This window comes from Desulfovibrio sp. (genome assembly GCF_018379785.1).
Classification (GTDB): Bacteria; Desulfobacterota; Desulfovibrionia; order Desulfovibrionales; family Desulfovibrionaceae; genus Desulfovibrio.
Genome location: NZ_JAGZUV010000015.1, coordinates 1 through 18,562 on the forward strand (window position 1 = coordinate 1; position 18,562 = coordinate 18,562).

The 18,562-nt window shown below is 61.6% G+C and carries 14 protein-coding genes; 10 read left to right on the forward strand and 4 right to left on the reverse strand.

Annotation, left to right across the window (positions count from 1 at the left end):
* The first annotated feature begins 216 nt into the window (after window positions 1-216).
* The 6 genes from KH208_RS04625 to KH208_RS04650 all read left to right on the forward strand — a co-directional run bounded on the left by KH208_RS04625 (window position 217) and on the right by KH208_RS04650 (window position 8,608).
* Window positions 217-705, forward strand: coding sequence for a hypothetical protein (locus KH208_RS04625; protein ID WP_291434250.1), 489 nt, complete (start codon window positions 217-219; stop codon window positions 703-705).
* Window positions 706-1,058: 353 nt separating this feature from the next.
* The gene (locus KH208_RS04630) at window positions 1,059-1,880 is read left to right on the forward strand and encodes a DUF4851 domain-containing protein (protein ID WP_291434252.1); all 822 of its coding nucleotides are present in this window, start codon (window positions 1,059-1,061) and stop codon (window positions 1,878-1,880) included.
* A gap of 500 nt (window positions 1,881-2,380) precedes the next feature.
* Window positions 2,381-3,622 carry a glycoprotein gene (locus KH208_RS04635; RefSeq protein WP_291434254.1) on the forward strand — a complete coding sequence of 414 codons (1,242 nt, stop codon included), beginning with the start codon at window positions 2,381-2,383 and terminating at the stop codon, window positions 3,620-3,622.
* 292 nt (window positions 3,623-3,914) lie between these two features.
* Complete coding sequence (ppk1, locus tag KH208_RS04640; RefSeq protein WP_291434256.1) at window positions 3,915-6,098, forward strand: polyphosphate kinase 1; 2,184 nt, start codon at window positions 3,915-3,917, stop codon at window positions 6,096-6,098.
* Between the two features lie 69 nt (window positions 6,099-6,167).
* The gene (locus KH208_RS04645; protein ID WP_291434258.1) at window positions 6,168-6,977 is read left to right on the forward strand and encodes an HD domain-containing protein; all 810 of its coding nucleotides are present in this window, start codon (window positions 6,168-6,170) and stop codon (window positions 6,975-6,977) included.
* Window positions 6,962-8,608: a Ppx/GppA phosphatase family protein gene (locus tag KH208_RS04650; RefSeq protein ID WP_291434260.1), complete on the forward strand. Its 1,647-nt coding sequence runs from the start codon at window positions 6,962-6,964 to the stop codon at window positions 8,606-8,608. The genes KH208_RS04645 and KH208_RS04650 overlap by 16 nt, the downstream gene beginning before the upstream one ends.
* Window positions 8,609-8,659: 51 nt before the next feature.
* On the opposite strand, the gene KH208_RS04655 is transcribed toward KH208_RS04650, so the two are convergent.
* Complete coding sequence (locus tag KH208_RS04655; protein WP_291434261.1) at window positions 8,660-9,493, reverse strand: nitroreductase family protein; 834 nt, start codon at window positions 9,491-9,493, stop codon at window positions 8,660-8,662.
* A 110-nt stretch (window positions 9,494-9,603) separates the two neighbouring features.
* Between KH208_RS04655 and KH208_RS04660 the strand changes: the two genes are divergently transcribed.
* Window positions 9,604-10,371 (forward strand): AraC family transcriptional regulator, encoded by a 768-nt coding sequence (locus KH208_RS04660; RefSeq protein WP_291434262.1) that lies wholly within the window; start codon window positions 9,604-9,606, stop codon window positions 10,369-10,371.
* Between the two features lie 7 nt (window positions 10,372-10,378).
* Here KH208_RS04660 and KH208_RS04665 read toward each other — a convergent pair whose 3' ends face one another.
* Window positions 10,379-11,242: a DMT family transporter gene (locus KH208_RS04665; RefSeq protein WP_291434264.1), complete on the reverse strand. Its 864-nt coding sequence runs from the start codon at window positions 11,240-11,242 to the stop codon at window positions 10,379-10,381.
* A 179-nt stretch (window positions 11,243-11,421) separates the two neighbouring features.
* Between KH208_RS04665 and KH208_RS04670 the strand changes: the two genes are divergently transcribed.
* Window positions 11,422-12,015, forward strand: coding sequence for a hypothetical protein (locus KH208_RS04670; RefSeq protein WP_291434266.1), 594 nt, complete (start codon window positions 11,422-11,424; stop codon window positions 12,013-12,015).
* 71 nt (window positions 12,016-12,086) lie between these two features.
* On the opposite strand, the gene KH208_RS04675 is transcribed toward KH208_RS04670, so the two are convergent.
* Complete coding sequence (locus KH208_RS04675) at window positions 12,087-13,643, reverse strand: polysaccharide biosynthesis/export family protein (RefSeq protein WP_291434268.1); 1,557 nt, start codon at window positions 13,641-13,643, stop codon at window positions 12,087-12,089.
* Between the two features lie 202 nt (window positions 13,644-13,845).
* Window positions 13,846-14,244, reverse strand: coding sequence for a DVU3141 family protein (locus tag KH208_RS04680; protein WP_291434271.1), 399 nt, complete (start codon window positions 14,242-14,244; stop codon window positions 13,846-13,848).
* A 460-nt stretch (window positions 14,245-14,704) separates the two neighbouring features.
* Here KH208_RS04680 and KH208_RS04685 point away from each other — a divergent pair, with 460 nt between their 5' ends.
* A complete protein-coding gene (locus KH208_RS04685) occupies window positions 14,705-15,730 on the forward strand; it encodes a molybdopterin-binding protein (RefSeq protein WP_367114938.1) in 1,026 nt (341 codons plus the stop codon).
* A gap of 59 nt (window positions 15,731-15,789) precedes the next feature.
* The gene (locus KH208_RS04690) at window positions 15,790-18,513 is read left to right on the forward strand and encodes a molybdopterin-dependent aldehyde oxidoreductase (protein WP_062251656.1); all 2,724 of its coding nucleotides are present in this window, start codon (window positions 15,790-15,792) and stop codon (window positions 18,511-18,513) included.
* The last annotated feature ends 49 nt before the right edge of the window (window positions 18,514-18,562 follow it).

Sequence of the window (18,562 nt, forward strand, 5' to 3'; positions counted from 1 at the left end):
CATGTGGGAAAGTAGGCCGCTGCCAAAAATTGCTCGGAAGCCCCCCTCGCCGCTCTCAGCGCAAGGGGGGCTTCTCGTATCCGGCGCTCCCCCCGCCGGAGCTCCCCTCCCCACTACCCACTGCTCCTTCCTTCCTTCCTTCCTTCCTTCCTTCCTTCCTTCCTTCCTTCGGTACGTGCCCCTCCCCCCGCCTTATGCGGGGTGGACAGCCACACGATGATCAGATATCGCGCTTATATGTTCCTTGCTAAACAGCCGGAAGTCCGGCGCACGCCTCCAGACAGTGCTTTCGGAGGATTCAGGCCGATGCGCGCCTTACTCTTTGCCTGCGCTCTTTTTTGCCTTTTGGCCGTTATCGGCGTGCCCGTTGCCGCTTTTCAGCGCCTGCGCATTTTGCCGCCGGATGAAGACGATTGCCTGATGGGCACGATTGTTATTGAATTTGACAAGGATCTTAGTGCCGATTTGCCGGGCAAGGAGGAAATTCGAAAGGCTGAGAATATGGTACGCGCGGAACTGGAGCGCGAGGGAATAGGAGATTTCAATTACTGCATGAAAGTGAGCAGGGCCACTGCGGGAAAAATGATAATCATGCATGTGCGGCCGCTTTCGAAACCCACGCCGGGAGAGAGCCCTCCGAAGCGGTATAGTCATATTTTTTACATTCAGAACGGCGTATTGCAGCGGATTGAAAAAAAACCGTAACAGCCTGTTTGGAATGCTGCCAGCGGCGGCTTGCAGCGGAGTTGCGTAGGGCCTCTGTTTGTCTCCTGAAAAGACGCCCGGCAGCGTCGTCTGCGGCATTTTAGTACCATATCACAAGGGCGGGCAACGCGGATCATGTCCCCCGTCTCGTTGACTTTCTTTGGTTTTCCAGGCAAGCCCGAATTACAGGAACAATCTGGTGCCGCATTGGGCGACACATGTAGCAAACCCGCGAGGGGATGCGCATCGCCGCAGGCGGCGTGGGCACAGGAAAAACGTGTGCTTTGCTGTGCAACTCTTCACGCCGAGCCGATAGGCGAGGCGTGGCCTCTCATTCGTTGCAAGGAGGCTGTATGGCGCGTCTCGTACTCATTCTGCTGGTCCCGTTCGTGTGCCTGGCTGCCATTATTTACAAGCTGGCCAAGGCCCGGCGCGTTGTGTCGGCGGACGATATGCTGATTTCCGCCTATGCGCCTTCGCTTGCCGTGCGTTGCCGTGAGGATTTCGATCTGCTTGATGCCCGTCGGACCAGGATTTTTCCCAGGCTGAGCGCCAGGATCATGAGAACCTATCCGGCAAATCTCTGGTACGGCCTGTATGCCAACGGTGCCGGAGATGCGGCGTGCCCGCCCGCCCGAATGATCGTTATTCTGGCTTTTACCTCGGGAACGCTCTCTTGGGCGTCGGATGCGGTTACCGGCGTGGTTGGTCTGCATCATGTCAACCTGCGTTATGATGAGCTTGAGGGCACGGGCACCACGGTGCTGCCCACGGCGGAGAACGACCCCTGGTTCAATGCGCGCGAATCCGAGCCCTGGAGCCGTGGAAGCCTTGCCTACCGGATGATTTTTCTGACCAAGAAAAACAAGCTTAAAATTATTGTCGATTATCGTGAGCCGGATATGCGCGCCCGACCCGGCGTACCTCTCGCCGAGGACGACAGTGTGCCCCAGGACTTTGTGGAACGCGCCCAGGCTTCATTCCGGCTTATCAGAGGCAACGGGGAAGCTCCTTTGCCCGGCGGTTCCGGTACGCTGCCTTTCTCGCCTCCAGAGGTGGATGCCAAGCTGCTTGCGGATATGACCGGCATGCTGTTGCGCAAACAGAGCTTTTTTGAATACCTTTCGTTATTTGCGGATGATCTTCGTGAAATCATTTCCTATTTCCGGCGCTGAGACACGATTTGTTCGAAAACTCGCTGACGGGAGAGGCAACAGCGCAAATACATTGCGCTTACAGCCGTCCCTGTTGTCGCCATCCGTAAGGCGGCATAGCCCCCGGCAGCTGACGCTCGTAGCGCAAGGCCGTTCCCGCGGCCTCGTTGGCGTATTTTTACTTTGGAACGCTCTGCTATCAAATATTGCATAACAGCACCGCGTAGTATGCGCGGGGAAAAGAACGTTGGTGTTATGCTCCGTTTCTGTAAGCCGTAATCGTCTTGTTCCCTCAGTTCCCCCGGCAGTGCCTGCCGGGGAATTCTTTGTTTGCAGGTTGTGTGGTGCGGACTGTTTTTCTGCTCTTTTTCCTTTTCCGTCATCCCCTGTCGGGCCGTTTTACCGCGAAAACGGCGGCTGCCGCTGTGGACAGCTACCCTGCGATCAGATAAATTATTATTCTGTCTTAAAAAGAGTATTGCAGTCCGGGGCGGGCGGAACCTATGGATGGAGGAGACCCTATGTTGCGCGCTATGCGCCGTTTCGGTTTCATTCTGGCGGCGTTCATCATTTTTTTCAGCCAAGCCGTCGGCGCGGAGATACGCCTTTCCGGCACGGATAAACAGCTCAGCGGGCATACCTTTGTGGGCGTCCGCCTGTACGACCTGCATCTGGCGGATACGGTCATCCGGGATATGGTGTTTGAAGACGTGGTCGCGGGTGGAGCGCGCTTCCGCAACATTATTTTTGAAAACCGCCGTTTTTTGCGAGTCGATCTGAGCCATTCCGTATTTGAAAACGTGGTGTTCAGGAATTGCGCTCTGGAGTCGGGGAAGAATGCCGACGGCACGCTCGTACTGACCACTTTCGAGGGCTCGTCCATGAAGGACGTGCTTTTTGAACAAAGCCGTTTGTACAGAGTTCGCCTGGCTGAACTTCGGGGAGCGGGCGGCAAGGTGTCGTTCAAGAAAATGACCGATATCGTGCCCGAGGAAAACTACGGGCTGTTGCTGTCCGGCCAGGAGCTGCGGATTTGTGTGGAAGATTCGCAGATCAGCGGCGGCAAGATCAAAATCCACATGGCTGAAAAAAATAAAAGTTTCCTGATTGCGCGCAACAGTATTTTCAGCCGCTTTTCAGTCTATTGCGACGCCATTTTCATGCAGAACTGCACTGTCGCCGATTCCCGCCTGGGGGCCGCCGAGTTGGTGGTGCGCGACTCCAGCCTGTCCGGTGCGGAGGTGCTCAGCACGGTCAAGGGCTATCTGGTCCATAATCTGTATTCCACCGGCAAGGGCGGGGCGGGCAACAGCGCGCATGCCCTGGGCAAAGGCAAAATCTATGTCCTGCACCGTGACCCGGCTCCGGCTCATTTGTCGCTGGGCGGCGGCAACCTGGAAGCGCGGGACATTACCCTGGCCTCGCCGGTGCTGGGCAGCAAGGCCGGGGAGGTCACCCGGCGCCTGGATTTGCGCAATGTGGAGATCAAAGGCGGCAGTTGGCGCTATTTGCGTCTGCTGAGCGGCCAATGGGAAAATGTGGTGATTGAGCCTCCGGTCATTGTGGACAAAAGCCGCCTGGAGAATGTGGCGGCCTATAATCTGCAATTTCCCCAGGGCGAACCCTGGAGCGAGGTTGAAGAGTCCGAAGGCCCCTTGTATTTTGGTGTGACGCGGCGGCCCACGCCCTTTGCCTGGGAAGAGGTGCATGTGCCCGAACCCGAGGATTGGGGCATCGCCTGGCGTGTGATCGGCGGCCGGTGAGCCGTCCCGGAAAATGTCACGGAAATGTCACCGTTAGTTTCTTGTCTGTTGTCCTGTGTGCTGTATGCTGGTGCCTGATGTGAAAAATCAGACACCCAAAATCCGTAAGGTGTTGCGGCGGCGCAACCGCCGTGACTCAGCGAAAAACCATGTTTTTTTCGCTGGACGTTCCTGCGAAAATTGGGAGCAGGAATACGCTCGAAATTTTCGCAATCAGACGCTGAACAAGCGGATCATAACGGGCGGGGCCGAACCCGGATCGTGCCTGTCCAACACGCACTGAGGAGATCATATGCCCAAGGATGCCGCTGCAACCGGACCCGTCGAGGTTGATGATGGCCACGCGGGGTGCCGCGCCGCGGCGATTGAAGATCTGAGCTGCCCGGATTTGTATCTGAACCGCGAACTGAGCTGGCTGAAATTCAACGCCAGGGTGCTTGATCAGGCGCTGGATTCGCGCTTTCCGCTGCTGGAGCAGTTGAAATTTCTGGCTATCTTTCACAACAACCTGGACGAATTTTTCATGGTCCGGGTGGCGGGCATCGTGCAGCAGCACAAAAACGGCCTGCCCTGCGGCACGCCTGACAAGCTGCGCCCGGCCCGCCAGCTGGCGGAAATCCGCAAGCGGGTTCTGGCCCTGCAGGAAACGGCCTACAAGCACTGGAAAGAGCTTTCACGCCTGTTGGCTAAAAAAGGCGTGCGCTTCCGGCGCTACAGCCAGCTCACGGAAAAACAGCGTAAATTTCTGGATGATTTCTTCCACACCGAAGTCTATCCGGTGCTGACGCCCCAGGCTATTGACCCGGCCCATCCCTTTCCCACCATTTCCAATCTGAGCGTCAACTTTATCGTTCAACTCCAGTGCCCGGACAATACCATCCGCTTTGCCCGGCTGCGCTGCCCCAGCAATGTCTCACGCTTCGTCTTCGTGCCGCGCACCAAGGCGGCCAAGGATTATGTCTGCCTCGGCCTGTCCAGCAATCTGCGCGACACGGATGTGATTCTGCTGGAGGATCTGATCCGCCAGTATCTGGAAACCCTGTTTTACGGCAATAAAATTCTGGCCTGCGGCCTGTTCCGGATCACCCGCAATACGGACCTGGAACTTGCCGAGGAAGAAGCCGACGACCTGCTGGAAGCCATCAGGGATCTGGTGGACCAGCGCCGCTTCGGCGATGTGGTGCGCCTGGAGTTCGCCAGCGGGGTGAACCGCATGCTGGTGGATTTTCTGGCGCGGCATCTGGAGGTGCGGCCGTTCCAGATTTACAAGATCCGGGGCCCCCTGGCCTTTTCCCAGATGCTGCCGTTTTACGGCGTGGACAGGCCCGGCCTCAAGTTGCCGCCGCAGCATCCCCGTCAGCCCGACATCTGCGGCATGGAAAGCATGTTTCCGGCCATCCGCGCTAGGGACAGGCTGCTCTACCATCCTTACGACAGTTTCTGCGCCGTGCTGGAATTCATCCGCCAGGCCGGCGAGGACCCGGACGTGATGGCCATCAAGCAGACCCTCTACCGGGTAGGCGCCAATTCGCCTATCGTGGGTGCGCTCATGGAGGCCCGGAGGCGCGGCAAACAGGTCACGGCCGTGGTGGAACTGAAGGCCCGTTTCGACGAGGAGCGCAACATCACCTGGGCCGAGGAGCTGGAGGATGCGGGCGTCAACGTGGTCTATGGCCTCAAGGGCATGAAGATCCACGCCAAACTCTGCCTGGTGGTACGCAGGGAGGGACGCGGCCTGGCCTGCTACGCGCATATCGGCACGGGCAATTACAATCCCTCCACCGCCCGGATTTATACGGACATGGGCCTGCTCACGGCTGATCCGCAGATCTGCGCGGATATGACGGATCTTTTCAACTACATGACCGGCTACGCCGTGCATGAGCGCTACCAGCGCCTTCTGGTCTCGCCGGTCAATATGCGCCAGGGCCTGCTCTCGCGCATTGAGCGCGAAATCGAGCATCAGCGGGAGCACGGCAACGGTCAGATCATTATCAAATGCAATCACCTGGTGGACGAAGGGCTGATCCGCGCGTTGTACCGCGCATCGCAGGCCGGGGTGCGCATTGACCTGCAGGTGCGCGGCATCTGCTGCCTCAGGCCGGGCCTGCCGGGGGTGAGCGAGAATATCGACGTCACCTCCGTGGTGGGGCGTTTTCTCGAACATCCGCGCATCTACTGGTTCTGCAATAACGGCGCGGACGAACTGTACATGGGCAGCGCCGACCTGATGCCGCGCAATCTCAACCGCCGCGTGGAAGTTCTGACGCCGGTTCTGGACAAGGAGCTGCGCGACTATCTTCGCAATACCATTCTGAAACTGCATTTGAAAGACACGGTGCAGTGCTACAGAATGCTTGCCGACGGCGAGTATCTCCGCATCAAACCCGGAAAAAAGGACAAACTTGTCAATTCTCAGGAGAGCCTGATAGAATTGTACAGTGCCTCGCATAACGGCTCAGGACAGCAGCCTTAACAGGTTCTTTCTCTTTGATATAACACGAAAACACAGCTTATGACGACACCCTCTAACGCCGAAAAAATTATGAAAAAAGACAACGACGAAAGCAAAACGCCGGCTTCGGCGGCCACACCAGCCAAACCCGCGCCCCCGGCCAAAAAACGGCCTTCCTGTGCCAAAGGTGGCGGTACGGCCAAGGCCACATCGGCCCCGGCCGCTGAAAGCGCGCCGAAAGCCGCCGCAAAGGCCCCGGCGGCCAAGACGCCGAAGCCCGGGGACGGCGTTGCCGCGCACTGCCCGGCCACGCCGGTGGACATGGCCTATGAGCCCAGCCTGCCCGACGATCCGGTCTACACCGGGGCTCTGGTTCACGGCCGCCAGGTGGAGCGCCTTGCCGTCGCGCTTTTCCGCGAACTTGCGCCGCTGCACAAGCTGGGCGCTCCATGGGAAGATCGCCTGCGCGCCGCCGCCCGCCTGCACGATATCGGTTGGGTGGAGGGCCGGAAAAAGCACCATAAAACCAGCATGCGGCTTATTGAAACGGATCCGGCCCTGGTGCCGGATGAGGCGGAACGTCCCTTGGTGGCCCTGCTGGCACGCTATCACCGGCGGGCCTGGCCTTCACCCCGGCATCGGCGTTTTGCCGCGTTGAGCAAGGATGAGCGGAAATGCGTGCTGCGCTTGGCCGCGTTGCTGCGCCTGGCCGACGCCCTGGATTACAGCCGTCAGGGCCTGGTGGAGGATGTCAGCGCCCGGATCGGAAAAAAACGCGTGGAATTATGCCTGCAAGCCAAAGCCCCCTGCCCGGAGGAAATGCGCCGGGCCAAGGTCAAGGGCGACCTTTTCGAAGCCGAATTCGGCAGGGAGCTGCGCTGTTCATGCCTGCCGCAATGAAGCCCCCGGCCCGTGCCGCCGTTCCCGCCGGGTCAGCGGGAAGGGGCGAATCCCCCGGAGCCGCCGCTCAGCCCGGCAAGGTGCTGGGTATTTTCGACCTGGGCAGCAACTCCGTGCGCCTGATGCTGGTGCGGGTGGGGCCGGTCAACGCCTCCTGCACGGTGCTCAATCAGGTCAAACATATGGTCCGCCTGGGCGAGGGCGTATTTCTGCACGGCCGCCTGCGCGAGGAGGCCATGCAGCGCACTGTCCATGTGCTTCGGGGCATGGCCGGGATGTGTTCGGCTTACGGCGTTACGGAGATCGTGGCCTGCGCCACGGCCGCCGTGCGCGACGCGGAGAACGCCCCGGCTTTTCTCAAGCGGGTCCGGGAACATACGGGCCTGACCTTTACCGTCATTTCCGGACGGGAGGAGGCGCGCCTGATCTACTTGGGCGTGGCCAGCGGCCTGGAATACAGCGAGGAAAACCGGCTGTTCATCGACATAGGCGGCGGCAGCACGGAGTTGATTGTAGGCAATTCCCACAATTTCTCCAATCTGGATTCCGTGAAAGTGGGCTGCGTGCGCCTGAGCAACCAGTTTTTCGGCGCGGACGACGGCCCGGTATCAGTGGCGCGTTACCGCCAGGTGCAGGACGCCATCCGCAATCAACTGCTGCATGCGGTCAAGCGCATTGGAGGCTATGACCTGGCTGAGGCCGTGGGCAGTTCCGGCACCATCCAGAACCTGGCAGCCATGGCCGCTGCCGCCGACCAGCCTGGACTGGGCAAAAAAGCGCCGGAAGCGCGCTTTCTGACCTATGACAAATTGTTGCCCCTGGCGGACAGAATCCGAAATTGCACTCTGGAGGAGCGCCGGGCTCTGCCGGGCATCAATCCCAAACGGGCCGACGTCATCGTGGCCGGAGCGGCCATTGTCCAGACCCTGATGGAAGAGCTGGGCGTGGAGAGCATCAGCGTCAGCAACCGCAGCCTGCAAAACGGCATTTTGCTGGACTATCTGATGCGGACCCGGCCCGACGTTTTTCCCGAGGGCATCCCCACGCGGGAGCAGAGCGTGCTGCAACTGGGCCGCCTCTGCCGCTTTGAGGAGCGCCACTCCCGGCACGTGGCCGATCTGGCCCTGATGCTTTTTGACAGCGCCGCCCGCCTGGGGCTGCACAAAGGCGGCAAGGGCCGTCGGGAACTTCTGCGTTACGCGGGCCTGCTGCATGACGTGGGCATTTTCATTTCTTTTGAGAACCACCATGCCCACAGCCATTATCTGATCCGGAACAAGGAACTGCTGGGCTTCACGGATGAGGAAATCGATGTGCTGGCGGCCACGGTTTATTTTCACCGCAAGCGGGCTTCGCCCAAATCTGAGATTTTCGCGCAACTCGCTCCGGCCCGGCAGGATGCGGTGCGGATTCTTTCCCTTTTTCTGACTCTGGCCGAACGCCTGGACAAAACCCATTGCCAGTTGGTGCGCGCGGCGGAATTTCAACGCCGGGGCAAGAAACTGGAGCTCCACATCAAAACCGTGGCCGCCTGCCCCATGGAATTGCGCGAAATGGAGCGCAGCCGCAAACTGCTGCACAAGGTGCTGGGGGAAAAGGTGGACGTCCGTCTGATACCGTGTGACGCTTAAACGTTACACGGTACCAGACGCCGTGCGCGAGTCCGGCTACCGGCGGTCCGCTCAGCGGTCGGTCCGGGTCACACGATGGATTGCGGCCGGACCTCGTTCCGCCGTGCGCAGATAGTGCACCGCCGGAGCGCCGAAAAGCATGGCGTAACCCAGTTCATGCGTCTCCGGAATGCCCAGCCGGGGCAGCAGTTCCGGCAGCACCAGCCGCAGACACCAGTAGAGCAGGCCGCACCAGACCGTGCCCAGACCGGCGCTCTGGGCCATGAGCTCAAAGTACGAAAGATAGATCAGCGAATCCTGTTCCCGGCAGGGCGCGTCCACGGCATTGGAAACCAGAATGCAGTGGGGTGCCTGCCGGAAAATGGGGTCCAGGCCGTTGCGCCAGAGCTCCGGCGCGGTGGTGAAAAACCGGCGGCGCGGATTTTCCGGCATACGGTTTTCCCGTACCAGATTCTCCAGACGCTGGTAGGCTTCGCGTCGGAAGTCATCCATGACCTCAAGATCGTCAATGACCGTCACCCAGAGCTTGCGCGCGTTGACGCCCGTGGGCGCGTGCGCCGCCGCGTCCAGCACTCGGCGGAGCAGCATGGGGTCCACGTCTTTCCGGATGTAGCGGCGCACGGAGCGGCGGCCCTTCATCAGGGTCGCCACCTGTTCCGGCGCGGGCAGATTCCCTTTGAGGACTTTGCTTTCCGCCGGGCTGTGCCCCAGAATGGAAATGGCCCCCACGGGACAGACCGTCAGACAGTGCAGACAGCGCATGCAGCGGTCCTCATTGGGGATAACGGGGTATTGATCCAGCATCTGAATGGCCTGGGGCAGGCAATCCTCGGCGCAGGCGCCGCAGGAAACGCATTTGTCTTTATCAACAGTAAATTGCAGCATTATAAACTCCTTTGCGGGCAGAGACGCCCGATAGCCCATGATAGGCGGGGGGCCCCGGCCTGACAAGAGCGGCGGCACGGGGTGCCGCATCGCATGAAACAAGAGGAAAAATGCGTCAGCCGGAACTGTCTTTTCATATCGCCCGCGAAGCCGGGCTGGAGATGGTCTTTTCCAGGGGCTCGGCCCTGCGTTACCCGGAGCACACCCATGTGGCGGCCTGTACCCTGACCTTGGTACGGCGCGGCGTGGTCTGCCTGCGGCGGGGCCGGACGGAATGTGTTTACCCGCGCGGCAGCGTGTATGCCGTGGCGCGGCATGAGCCGCACAGTCCGGCCTACAGCGACGGCTTTGACTGTGTTTCCCTCTGCATTGACCTGCGACGTTGCGCGGCCCTGCGCCGGGAGGCGCTTGAACGCGTCTGCGCGGAATATTGCGGCCTGCTGCGGGAAAAGGGCCTGCTGCGCCCGGAGGACGCGGGCGCGCTGCTGACCGGACTGGATGCTCTGCTTCCGGAGACGGGGATGCCGGTCAGGGACGGGCGGCCGCCGCTGCACCCCGCCGTTAGCGCATCGTTGCGGCATTTTGAGCTCCCGGAGGAGGAAGGCGCGGACGCCGACCCCGCCGCGGATGCCCTCAGCCCCTTTCATTTTATCCGCCGCTTCAGGCGGGAACTGGGGCTCACGCCGCATAAGTATCTTGTGCAAAGCCGGGTCCGCGCGGCCCGTCATCTGCTCGCGCACGCGCCGTCCATTGCCGATCTGGCCGCCCGGCTCGGCTTTTGCGATCAGAGCCATCTGGACCGCTGCTTCAAGCGGGCGCTGGGCGTCAGCCCCAAGGCTTATCGCGAGGCCTGCGTCTTCTGGGAGAATTGGGGCTGACCGGCGGTCAGTTTCGCACGCGCTGGAACAAAGCCAGCCCGGCCAGAATCACGGCCCCGCCCGCGAAGGTCCCCGGCCCCGGCACCTCGGCCAGAACGGCATAGCCCAGCAGAAGGGAAAAGAGCGGGGTCAGAAACATATAGGCGGCCGCCGCACCGGCGCTTTTCGCCAGGGACAGGGCCTTGGCCCAGAGCAGATAGGCCAGGGCGCTGGGAAAAAGGCCCAGAAAAACAACCGCGCAACAGTGCGTCCAGGGCGCGAGGCAGAACCGGCGCACGGCCTCGGGCGCGAAAGGGCTGAGCGTCAGCGCGGCACAGGCGAAGCTCCAGGCGGTCAGCGTCAGCGTACCGCAGCGCCCGGCATGGCGCCGTTGGAGCAGATTGTAGCCGCTGATGCAGACGGCTGCTCCCAGAGACCAGAAAATTCCGTCATTGAGGGAAAGCGTTCCGTCCCAGAGCATAAGAATCAGGACTCCGGCAAAGGCCAGAGCCAGAGCGAGCCAGCCCGAGGGACGCAGCCTTTCATGCAGCAGCGCGGCCGCCATGACCGCCGTGATCAAGGGCGCGGTGGAGATCAGAACGCAGCTCGTGGCGGCGGTCAGACCGGCCTGTCCCGTGTTGAACAGCCAGAGATACAGGGAAAAGCCCAGAACGCCGGAAAGCAGGAATACGGGCCAGTCCCGCGCGCGGCAGGAACCCTTTGCGCGCCGCGCGGCCAGGCAGAGCAGGGCAAGGGCAGCCACGGCGCACCGCAGAAAGGCAAGAGTCGCGGGCGTGAACGAAGCCAGCGCCACCTTGGTGAAGACATACGCCGAGGACCAGAGCACGACGGCGCAGAGCGCGCAACAGTGGCTGAGATAACGGGCGGACATGGCATCTCCTTTTGAAAGGCAGGCTATCCGCACAGGCCGCGTCTCGCTTGGATAACATTGCGCTGAGCCTAAAGAATGGGGCGCGGCTAAACTTTTCGGAGAGCGGGACGATAAGAGAGAAGGAGAGTAGTGCGGCGGCCCGCCGTTTGCGGCGCGGGAGAGGAGAAAGGAGGCGCGGTATGGGCGTGGACGGCATCAATGTCATGGCCGGGAATTTCGTTTCCACCGACAGCCAGGAATCCAAATACAGCAAAGCCCGGCAGATCGCCGCCGAGGCGCGCGGCCGGATGGCCAACCGCCAGGACAGCGTGCTTCTCGCGGGCATGGCGGCCTGTATGGCTGCTGACCCCAATGGCGCGAGTATGAGCCGCAGGGTTCTTGAGGGACAGAAAGCCGCTCGCCGGATGCAGCTGGACATGCGGCAGAATGTGACTGAAAAGTCTCAGGATACTCTGGATGAGATCAAAAAACGTCTGGAAGAAAAGACCGAGGAAATTCTGAACGGTTCGGACGAGCGGAAGGCTGCTTCGGAGTCTTCCGTGGAGGAACAGGATGCGTCTGCCGCCGTAACGCCTGATGCGACTGCCAAGCCCGCGCAAGGCCGTACCGACGGCGGGACGCAGCCGATTGCAGCCACGGCATCCGATCCCGGCGGCGCGGAGAGCATTGCCGCCGTTGCCGGGGAATCCCCGGCGGCAGCGCCGGTCGAGGCTGCCGGAACCTCCGCGACTCAAGCCGGTGCGCTGCCCGGAGCCCTTGACCTGACGGTGTAAGGATTTTTTTTATAACTGCAACGGCGCGCTCTTTACCAAAAGAGCGCGCCGTTGTTGCGTCAAATGGAGGATTATTGCAGGAACGGCAGGCCGAGCACCGCGCCGGTGGACACGGCCACCTGCATGAGCACCTGGGAAATGTCCTTGACGGCCTGCATATTCTTGGATTCCACCTTGGGCAGCACCAGGATCTGGTCGCCGGAGCGGATGGCGTCGCCGTTCTGGGAAACCGAGCCGTTCTGGTGCATGACCAGCACATGATCCCGGTCGGCCCGGTTGCTGTAGCCGCCGGCTCCCTTGATGTAATCCCGAAGATCCTTGTCTTCGTTCCAGAGCATGGCCTGGGGCACCATGACCTCGCCGCTGACCAGCACCACGTCGCTCTTGCCGGGGATCACGATGACGTCGCCGTCCTCCAGCACCAGCTTGCCGCTGTCCGCGCCGTTGTCCAGCACCACCACGCCCTCGGGCTCCACGCTCTTGGCCCGTTCCACGAATTTGGCGATCATCTCCGCTTCCTTGGCCCGGATCTGTGATTCCTCGGAGCTGGACGACGAGGCCGTGAGCGCGGTTTCCTCCAGGCGGCGCAGGGAGTCGGCAATGGCTTTCTTCTGCCGCGCGGCCACGCTTTTGCGCTTGATGTACATGGCCTTGATATTGGCCCGCCCCGGCTCCACGGCGATGAAGTTCTGCACGTCCTTGAGGCGCGCGCCCCGGCGCACCGGAAAACGCGACGTGCCGCGCACCGCGCCCTGAACTTCGATCATCATGGTGTTGCCCGTGGCGTCGGCCATGAACTGCACGCGGTCGCCGTCCTCCAGGTTGAGATGGCGCAATTCCTTGAGCGGCAGATAGGTGCTGTAGGGTGCGCCGTTGCGCGTGCCGCTGAGGGAAATGTGCGAGGCCTGGCGTTCAGGTTCGGCCAGTTCCATGAGCGCCGCGCCCGTGGCCCGGCCCTTGAGAAACTCAAAACGCGCGGCGTTGCGCACCGTGCCCGTGGCCGTGATCGTCGGGCCCTTGTCGCCCACCACCAGGGTGTCGCCTTCCAGCAGGCGCACGGAGGGCAGCTCGCCCCGGCGCACAAAAGGATAGAGGTCCAGGCTGTTGATGGTCTTGCCGTCGCGGATCAGGTTCACGGCCCGGTAACTGCCGCGCACCGGATCAATGCCTCCGGCCTTGTCCAGAAAACTGAGCACAGGGTCATTGGGCGAGCCCGCGTAACGGCCGGGCTTGGCCACGCCGCCGGTCACGAAAATGGAAACGGGCCGGGCGTCCAGCGGAGCCACATAAACCTGGGTGTCGGCATGGCCGGTGGCCGCCAGCTTGCTGCGCAGATCGTCCACCAGCTTGTCGTGGGCCAGTCCCGCCACGGGCAGGGAGCCCACTTCCGGCAGATCAATGCGGCCTTGCGCGTCCACAGTGAAGGTGCCGTCCACATTCAGGCCGCCGCCCCAGAGGCGCAGCACCACGCGGTCGCCGGGGGCCACCGCGCCGTTTTCCTGGCCTTTGGCGAAATTGCCCTGAAAAAGATTGGCCCCGTAGGGCTGCACGCTGTCAGCGGCTCGGGCGGTGCCGCAGGCGAGGCCAACGAGAAGAAGGGCGAGAACGAAGCGGAATGATTTGAACATGATTGTGATCACGCCTTGTGTTGATACGGGCCGCGCGGCGTGAACGCGGCGCAGAGCTGTATTGCGCGACAACCTGAAAGGACGCTTTTTGTTTTCCGGCAAGGAAGAAGGCGATTGCGGCTCAGGAATAGTACTCTTTGGTACAGGTTTGGGCCGCAATCGCCTTCTGACGCAGTCCAGAAGGCAAAAATCGTCCTTTCAGTCAGGGCGTGTCGATGCCTTGTCCCCAGACACGGGGCGCCATCCGCCACTGCCCCTCGCCGTCCCGGCAGATGACCACCACTTCGGCCTCTTTCTGCCCGGCCAGCACGGTGGCCCGTTTGCATTCCTCGCCCTTGGCCGAGGTAAAAGCGTCGTCCAGGGTGACGCGGACGTTCTTGCCGAAGGCCGGGTCGTCCAGGGTAGTGGATTCCCCGGCGGAGGCGGAAATCAGATAGGCTTCCACCGGGCCGGGCTGATATGCCGGGGGCGGGGGCGTGTCGGAGAAAAGGCCGCAGCCGGTCAAAAGAAAGCCCACGGGCAGGGCCAGAGCCAGAATCCGGGCAAAAACCGGCATGGACGGCCGCCGGGGCCGGGACGGACGACAAAAGAATCTGTGCATGGCAAGTTCTCCGGCTTGCGGCCCGGCTTGCGACAAGACGCCGTACCGTACGCCGTGCCGCCAAGGGGCGGCAGCGTGTTTTTCTGTTTCCTCTTGCAGGAAAAAGGGCTCCTGTCAATTCCCGCCCTCATCCGTTGCCCTGCGCGGGAAAACGGAGCCGCCGCGCTCCCTTCTTTCGCCAATAGTCACGTTTTCAGTAAAAAGAGAGGAAATAGATAGAAAAAAGTATTATAAGACAAGATGTTAAAATATCCACGATTTGTAAATGCCCATTTTTTATTTTGCATATTATGGCGGGATTGGTAATATGTTGGTAAAAGCATAGCTCAGAAATATTTACAACTTCAATGAAATTGCCTTCGCAACATCCCGGCAACGCGGGAAATATTTGTGAAAAAACATTGAGACGGCAATTGTCTCTTATCCAGGCTTGGGAGACGCCATGTCGAAAGCGGCGGCCATGAAAACCATTGATGTGCGCGATGCCGTGGGCAGCGTGCTTTGTCACGACATTACCCGCATCGTGCCGGGGCAGAGCAAGGGGCCGGTCTTCCGCAAAGGCCATGTGGTGCGGCAAGAAGACATTCCCGTATTGCTGGAAGTGGGCAAGGAGCACCTCTTCGTGTTCGAGCCCCAGCCGGGCATGGTGCATGAAAACGAGGCGGCGGCCCGCATTGCCGCGATCACGGCCGGGGCCAACATCCTGCTCAGCGAGCCCAAGGAAGGGCGGATCAATTTTTCCGCCGCCTGTGACGGCCTGCTGCGGGTGGATGTGGCCGCGCTCAGCCGCATCAACAGCCTGGGCGAAATCACCCTGGCAACGCTGCACAGCTTGCAAAAAGTGGACAAGGGCCGGGACGTGGCGGGCACCCGCGTGGTGCCGCTGCTCATTGGCGACGAAAAGCTGCGCGCCCTTGAGGGCATGGTCGGTTCTCCGGTGGTGGAGGTGCTGCCCCTGCGCCGTTTCCAGGTGGGCATGGTCACCACGGGCAGCGAAGTGTTTTACGGACGTATTCAGGACGGCTTCGGCCCGGTGCTGCGCAAAAAATTCGCGGGCCTGGGCAGCAGCGTCATGGGCCAGACCCTGACCAGCGACGATGTGGAGATGACCGCGTCGGCCATTGCCGCCTTTCTGCAACAGGGCGCGGACATGGTGGTGGTCACCGGCGGCATGTCGGTGGACCCTGACGACCGCACCCCGGCGGCCATCCGCGCGGCGGGCGCGGAGGTGGTCAGCTACGGCGCGCCGGTTTATCCCGGGGCCATGTTCCTGCTGGCCTATGTCCGCACGCCCAAGGGTCGCGTGCCGGTGCTGGGCCTGCCGGGCTGCGTCATGTACCACAAGGCGAGCATCTTCGATCTGCTGGTGCCGCGCCTGCTGGCCGGGCTTGACGTGACGGCGGAAGACGTGGCCGTGCTGGGACACGGCGGCTTCTGTTCCGTCTGTCCGGAGTGCCGCTATCCCGTCTGTCCTTTCGGCAAATGAAGTCCGGGGCGGATTGGCCGCTCCGGCACGGATATCCATACATTACCAAGGAGTCGCACATGGAAACAAAAACGCTTGTGGTCAATGGCATTCCCAGACGATTGCTGGTCAACCCCGACGACACCCTGGTTGACGTGCTGCGCGGGCAGTTGCAGTTGACCAGCGTCAAGGTGGGCTGCGGCAAGGGCCAGTGCGGCGCCTGTACCGTGATTCTGGACGGCAAGGTGGTGCGCTCCTGCATCACCAAAATGCGCCGTGTGCCGGAAAACGCCGCCGTCACCACTCTGGAGGGCATCGGTACGCCCACCTGCCTGCATCCGTTGCAGCATTCCTGGATTTTCCACGGCGCGGCCCAGTGCGGTTTCTGCACGCCGGGCTTTATCGTGTCGGCCAAGGGGCTGCTGGATGAAAATCCCAATCCCAGCCGTGAGGACGTGCGCGACTGGTTCCAGAAACACCACAATATCTGCCGCTGCACCGGCTACAAACCGCTGGTGGACGCGGTCATGGACGCGGCGGCCGTGATGCGCGGCGAAAAAACTCTGGAGGACATCCAGTTCAAGATGCCCGCCGACGGCCGCATCTGGGGTTCGCGCCTGCCCCGGCCCAGCGCCGTGGCCAAGGTCACGGGCGTGGCGGAATTCGGCGCCGACGCCGCCTACCGCATGCCGCCCGACACCCTGCATCTGGCCCTGGCCCAGGCCAAGGTTTCCCATGCCATCATCAAGGGCATCGACACCTCGGAAGCCGAAAAGATGCCCGGCGTGTATCGCGTGCTGACCCATAAGGACGTCAAGGGCAAAAACCGCATCACCGGCCTGATCACCTTCCCCACCAACAAGGGCGACGGCTGGGAACGGCCTATTCTTAATGATACCAAGGTATTCCAGTACGGCGACGCCCTGGCCATCGTCTGCGCCGACAGCGAGGCCAATGCCCGCGCCGCGGCGGAGAAGGTTAAATTCGACCTGGAGCTGTTGCCCGAATACATGAGCGCGCCCGAAGCCATGGCCCCGGACGCCATTGAAATCCATCCCGGCACGCCCAACGTCTATTACGACCAGAATGAAGCCAAGGGCGGGGAGACCCAACCTTTCTTCGACGACCCCGGCAACGTGGTGGCGGAAGGCAGCTTCTATACCCAGCGCCAGCCCCATCTGCCCATTGAGCCGGACGTGGGCTATGCGTATATCAATGATCAGGGCCAGGTGGTCATCCACTCCAAATCCGTGGGCATTCATCTGCACGCTCTGATGATCGCGCCCGGCCTGGGCTTGGAATTCCCCAAGGATCTGGTCATGGTGCAGAACACCACGGGCGGCACCTTCGGTTACAAGTTCAGCCCCACCATGGAAGCCCTGCTGGGCGTGGCCGTCATGGCCACGGGCCGTCCCTGCCATCTGCGCTACAACTATGAACAACAGCAGCAGTACACCGGCAAGCGCTCGCCTTTCTGGACCACCATGCGCTTTGCCGCCAACAAGCAGGGCAAAATCCTGGCCATGGAAACGGACTGGTCCGTGGACCACGGCCCGTATTCGGAATTCGGCGACCTGCTGACCCTGCGCGGCGCGCAGTACATCGGCGCGGGCTACGGCATCCCCAACATCCGGGGCAAAGGCCGCACGGTCTGCACCAACCACTGCTGGGGCGCGGCCTTCCGCGGCTACGGCGCGCCGGAAAGCGAATTCCCCTCCGAAGTGCTCATGGACATGCTGGCCGAGAAGCTGGGTATGGACCCCTTTGAGCTGCGCGCCCTCAACTGCTACAAGGAAGGCGACACCACGCCCACGGGCCAGACCCCCGAAGTCATGAGCCTGCCGGAGATGTTCGACATCATGCGTCCCAAGTATGAAGCCGCCAAGAAACGCGCCAAGGATCTTTCCACCCCCGAAGTCAAACGCGGCGTGGGCGTGGCTCTGGGCGTGTACGGCGCGGGCCTGGACGGCCCGGACACCTCCGAGGCCTGGGTGGAACTCAATGAGGACGGCGGCGTGACCGTGGGCTCCTCCTGGGAGGATCACGGCCAGGGCGCGGATTCCGGCGCTCTGGGCACGGCGCATGAAGCCCTGCGTCCGATGCGCATCCCGGCGGAGAAAATCCGCCTGGTCATGAACGACACCAGCAAAACTCCCAACTCCGGCCCGGCCGGTGGTTCGCGCTCGCAGGTGGTCACGGGCAACGCCATTCGTGTGGCCTGCGAAATGCTCATGGAGGGCATGCGCAAACCCGCCGGCGGCTTCCTGGACTACGCGGGCATGAAGGCCGAAGGCCGTCCGCTGCGCTATGACGGCAAGTGGTCCGCCCCGGCCAAGGACTGCGACGCCAACGGCCAGGGCAGCCCCTTTGCCTGCTATATGTACGGCCTGTTCATGGCCGAAGTGGCCGTGGAAAAGGCTACCGGCAAAACTCAGGTGGAAAAGCTCACCTGCGTGGCTGACATCGGCGAACTCTGCAACCAGTTGATCGTGGACGGCCAGATTTACGGCGGCCTGGCCCAGGGCGTGGGCTTGGCCCTGTCCGAGGATTATGAGGACATCAAGAAGCAGAGCACCATGGTCGGCGCGGGCATTCCTTCCATCCAGATGATTCCCGACGAAATGGAAATTGTCTATGTGAAGACTCCGCGCAAGGACGGCCCGCACGGCGCGTCGGGCGTGGGCGAAATGCCCCTCACCGCGCCGCATCCGGCCATCATCAACGCCATCTACAATGCCTGCGGCGCGCGCATCACGCACCTGCCCGCCTATCCGGAAAAGGTGCTGGAGGCCATGCCCAAGTAAGACAATCTGCAAACAGGGGGAGGGGCAACCTCCCCCTTGTTCGTTTATT

Coding starts and splice junctions, on each gene's coding strand:
- KH208_RS04670 (WP_291434266.1), top strand. CDS start 11,422: ATGGGCGTGGACGGCATCAATGTCATGGCCGGGAATTTCGTTTCCACC.
- KH208_RS04660 (WP_291434262.1), top strand. CDS start 9,604: ATGCGTCAGCCGGAACTGTCTTTTCATATCGCCCGCGAAGCCGGGCTG.
- KH208_RS04645 (WP_291434258.1), top strand. CDS start 6,168: ATGAAAAAAGACAACGACGAAAGCAAAACGCCGGCTTCGGCGGCCACA.
- KH208_RS04625 (WP_291434250.1), top strand. CDS start 217: ATGATCAGATATCGCGCTTATATGTTCCTTGCTAAACAGCCGGAAGTC.
- KH208_RS04635 (WP_291434254.1), top strand. CDS start 2,381: ATGTTGCGCGCTATGCGCCGTTTCGGTTTCATTCTGGCGGCGTTCATC.
- KH208_RS04690 (WP_062251656.1), top strand. CDS start 15,790: ATGGAAACAAAAACGCTTGTGGTCAATGGCATTCCCAGACGATTGCTG.
- KH208_RS04655 (WP_291434261.1), bottom strand. CDS start 9,493: ATGCTGCAATTTACTGTTGATAAAGACAAATGCGTTTCCTGCGGCGCC.
- KH208_RS04665 (WP_291434264.1), bottom strand. CDS start 11,242: ATGTCCGCCCGTTATCTCAGCCACTGTTGCGCGCTCTGCGCCGTCGTG.
- ppk1 (WP_291434256.1), top strand. CDS start 3,915: ATGCCCAAGGATGCCGCTGCAACCGGACCCGTCGAGGTTGATGATGGC.
- KH208_RS04630 (WP_291434252.1), top strand. CDS start 1,059: ATGGCGCGTCTCGTACTCATTCTGCTGGTCCCGTTCGTGTGCCTGGCT.
- KH208_RS04685 (WP_367114938.1), top strand. CDS start 14,705: ATGAAAACCATTGATGTGCGCGATGCCGTGGGCAGCGTGCTTTGTCAC.
- KH208_RS04675 (WP_291434268.1), bottom strand. CDS start 13,643: ATGTTCAAATCATTCCGCTTCGTTCTCGCCCTTCTTCTCGTTGGCCTC.
- KH208_RS04650 (WP_291434260.1), top strand. CDS start 6,962: ATGCCTGCCGCAATGAAGCCCCCGGCCCGTGCCGCCGTTCCCGCCGGG.
- KH208_RS04680 (WP_291434271.1), bottom strand. CDS start 14,244: ATGCACAGATTCTTTTGTCGTCCGTCCCGGCCCCGGCGGCCGTCCATG.